A 2,728-nucleotide genomic window follows, 5' to 3' on the forward strand; every position below is an offset into this window, starting at 1 on the left:
CATATAATCCATGGGACTTATTGTACTATCAATTTTATTTTGAAAATAGTTTTCTCTGCTTTGTTTGTTAATCATTTTATATTCCTTCTTTATTTTTTTTTTTGATTTCTTTACTATATAAATCCATACCTTTTTTAATTTTATTAATAAATAATAGAATCTTACGACTTTCATCTACTGATAGGAAAGAAGTTATAAGGCTAGTAAGTTTATAATGTAACGGTAAAATTTCTGATGCATTTTTTTCCCCCTTATTGCTAAGTTTAATTATCAATCTTCTTCTATCTGATTCATCTGGGTATCTTAAAACTAGACCCATCGAAACTAGACCATCTAACAACGTTGTTACAGTTGCTCTAGTTATTCCTGCCTTTTGAGCTATTTGTGATGGTAAAAGGCTATGATTATTTTCTCGATATAATAACATCAATACTAAAAACTTTGATTCTGTTAAATTAAACTTTTCAAAAAATTGTGCATATAACTTTGTTAAATCTCTCCCAGTGTTCAAGTATTCCAAAACAATTACTATTGAATCGATATCTATATCAGAATACTGACTTTTTAACTTTTTTAAATAATCTCTTGTAGGCATATCCATAACTTTTGTTTCAACCATATTTAGTCTCCAAAGAAAAAAGAAATTAGTATACTTTTAATATTATAAACATATACTGTTCATTATGTTCAAACAAAAGTATAATTTTTGGTAATTTCACTAGGTGTTTCATCCCATCTTACATGCCAAGGATTAGGTTGATCTCCCCACACAAATGTGATTCCATATTTCTTTTGAAACCCTACTCTTTCAATATCTTTAAAAACTCCTAATTTTTGAAGTATGGGAACACATCCTGGAACTAAGGATTCTCCAATATGATATCTTGGAAATTGTTCTTTCTCAAAAAGTGCTACTTCCCAACCCTTTCTTTGTAGTAATGTAGATATCATACTTCCAGCAGGGCCTCCACCAATAACAATAACATCAAATCTATTCTCCATTTATAATCTCCTTATAATCATTTATAAAAAAATTGACATCAACCGTTCTCAACCATATAATTAGGTTGCTAACTATCAATGGACTTATTATATGCCGTCATACTAATCCCTGTCAATATTTATTAAAATAAGGTGGTTTTTAATGATTAAAAAGAGATTGATTTTCCATCCCCTTATGCCTTTTAGTTTCCAATTAACTATTCGATTCTTAAAAGCTTTTGATCCCACAATAGATAATTACAAAATATATAAAGACAAAATACTATTTGGAATTAATCAAAAGGATCAAATCATAGGTGTAACGATGCATGAATTAAATAAAAACAACGAAAAACTAATAGTTGCTGATCTAAATATAGACATGAATTAAATTCAAAGGAGCTTATCCAGATTAAAAACAATATTCAAATACGCTTTTCTATTTTTAAAAATATGAAAGGATTATATATTCTTATGAGAAAAGATCCATACGTCACGGATATTTATAACTTTCTTTATGGTTATCATCCGGTTCTATTTGGTTCAATAGAAGAAAGTGGTATTTGGGCTATACTAACGCAGCATTCTTCTATCAGAAAGGCTATTATTTTAAAGGCTAAAATAAAAGAATTGTTATCACCAAAAATATTAATTGAGAAAAACATAATAGATGCGTTTCCAAGCGTTAATCAAATTTTACATTGCTCTAATGAAGACTTATTATCTATTATTCATAATGTTAAAAAGGTCGAATACATTACTAATTTTGTTGAAACATTAAATAATGCTAAAGAAAATATATACAGATTTAATCACAAAGAGTTATACGACTTTCTGATTTCAATTAAAGGAATAGGTCCTTGGTCAGCTGAATTTATAATTCTTAGAGGATTAGGAATAAGTCAATGGGTTCCTTTAAACGAAAAAGCTAATTACGAAGTTTTTAAAAGGTATTATTCAAGTAAGGTTTCTTTTGAAAATGTTTGCAAATATTACAATGATCACAAAGGAGATTGGATTCATTACCTTAGAGCTTATGAATATCTAAAAATAAAGAAATGAAAGGACTTTATTATGAAATTATCTGTTATTGGTGGCGTCCCAATGGGGATGTATACAGCTTATTGGGCCGCCAAAAGAGGATTAAAAGTAATATTAATAGAAGCATTGTCAAACCTAGGTGGACAATTAACTAATTTGTTTCCAAATAAATGTATATTGGATATTCCAGGAATATCCAATATACTGTCAAAACAGTTTTCATTTGACTTATATAAACAATTAAAAAGTCAGGATGTAGAAATAGTTTTAAACACAAAAGTAAAAAATATAATTAAACAAGAACAAAACGATATGGAAATACAAACTGATAATCAAAACTATTTCTGTAATTATGTAATAATTACAACAGGATGTGGAAACTTTACACCAAAAATTACATCTCAATTAACTCAAATAGAAAATAGTTGTAACAATAACTTATATATTTCATAAAAGATGTAAACCAATTTAAGAACAAGGATGTTGCAATCTTAGGTGGTGGTGACACTGCCGTTGATACGGCCTTAATGTTAAATCCTGTATGTAAACAAAGCCATTTAATTCATAGAAGAGATAGTCTTAATTCAATAGAAAATACTGGAAAAAAATTTTTCTAGTAAAACAAAAGTGTTTCTTTCTAGTTTTATAAAAAATATTAAATCTAAAGACAAAAAGTTTTATACCTGCTTAGTAAATAGAGACAAAC

6 protein-coding genes are annotated in these 2,728 nt (G+C 27.6%); 4 read left to right on the plus strand and 2 right to left on the minus strand.

Going from position 1 to position 2,728, the window contains the following annotated elements; genetic code table 11:
• Positions 1 to 76 precede the first annotated feature (76 nt).
• Complete coding sequence (locus tag EQ827_RS08315) at positions 77 to 619, minus strand: MarR family winged helix-turn-helix transcriptional regulator (protein WP_181190522.1); 543 nt, start codon at positions 617 to 619, stop codon at positions 77 to 79.
• Positions 620 to 687: 68 nt separating this feature from the next.
• Positions 688 to 1,002 carry an NAD(P)/FAD-dependent oxidoreductase gene (locus tag EQ827_RS08320; protein WP_181190523.1) on the minus strand — a complete coding sequence of 105 codons (315 nt, stop codon included), beginning with the start codon at positions 1,000 to 1,002 and terminating at the stop codon, positions 688 to 690.
• Between the two features lie 142 nt (positions 1,003 to 1,144).
• On the opposite strand from EQ827_RS08320, the gene EQ827_RS08325 reads away from it, so the two are divergent.
• The 4 genes from EQ827_RS08325 to EQ827_RS09295 all read left to right on the plus strand — a co-directional run bounded on the left by EQ827_RS08325 (position 1,145) and on the right by EQ827_RS09295 (position 2,639).
• Complete coding sequence (locus EQ827_RS08325) at positions 1,145 to 1,372, plus strand: hypothetical protein (protein ID WP_181190524.1); 228 nt, start codon at positions 1,145 to 1,147, stop codon at positions 1,370 to 1,372.
• Positions 1,373 to 1,455: 83 nt separating this feature from the next.
• The gene (locus EQ827_RS08330) at positions 1,456 to 2,043 is read left to right on the plus strand and encodes a hypothetical protein (RefSeq protein ID WP_181190525.1); all 588 of its coding nucleotides are present in this window, start codon (positions 1,456 to 1,458) and stop codon (positions 2,041 to 2,043) included.
• Between the two features lie 12 nt (positions 2,044 to 2,055).
• Positions 2,056 to 2,475, plus strand: coding sequence for an FAD-dependent oxidoreductase (locus EQ827_RS08335; protein WP_181190526.1), 420 nt, complete (start codon positions 2,056 to 2,058; stop codon positions 2,473 to 2,475).
• A gap of 35 nt (positions 2,476 to 2,510) precedes the next feature.
• Positions 2,511 to 2,639 (plus strand): hypothetical protein, encoded by a 129-nt coding sequence (locus EQ827_RS09295; RefSeq protein WP_373563524.1) that lies wholly within the window; start codon positions 2,511 to 2,513, stop codon positions 2,637 to 2,639.
• Positions 2,640 to 2,728 lie beyond the last annotated feature (89 nt).

The sequence above is a fragment of the Bombilactobacillus bombi genome (genome assembly GCF_013607485.1).
GTDB classification, from domain to species: Bacteria; Bacillota; Bacilli; order Lactobacillales; family Lactobacillaceae; genus Bombilactobacillus; species Bombilactobacillus bombi_A.